Raw genomic sequence first — 426 nt, 5'->3', positions numbered from 1 at the left:
AAATTGGATAAATGAATACAGCCCATTGCGAATAATACAACCGGTCTTCTTATAAATAGGCGATATGCATTATCATTTTTTGCTTTTGCACGTGTGATAAAGATATAAAATCCTATACCAAATAAAAAGGGAACATTGTAAAAAATCTTCCTTCTACAAATAAATATAAAAAACGTTGATATGATGCATCAACAGAGTTTGGCGATGGAGAATCTACTTTTAAAAGAAAAAAGGGAACATTCACTAGCAAAATCCCTATCAAAGCAAATCCTCTTAGATAATCTAATATATCTATCCTATTGTTATTAATTTCAGTTTTCATGTTTGTTTTCTATGCTCCTACATTCAAATTTCATTGATTTTTGTCTCTTTACTATTCCATTGAGTGATGCTAGCGTTATTTTGTTGTCAGAAAATTCTCTGTTC

Annotated in this window: 1 pseudogene; it reads right to left on the bottom strand. The window is 29.8% G+C overall.

Going from position 1 to position 426, the window contains the following annotated elements:
* A pseudogene (locus V7183_RS08620) lies at positions 1–322 on the bottom strand (heparan-alpha-glucosaminide N-acetyltransferase domain-containing protein); the annotation flags it as partial.
* Positions 323–426 lie beyond the last annotated feature (104 nt).

The sequence above is a fragment of the Bacillus sp. JJ1127 genome (genome assembly GCF_036965845.1).
Lineage (GTDB): Bacteria > Bacillota > Bacilli > Bacillales > Bacillaceae_G > Bacillus_A.
The sequence above is the reverse complement of the archived record's forward strand: the minus strand, read 5'-3'. Positions and strand labels throughout refer to the sequence as shown.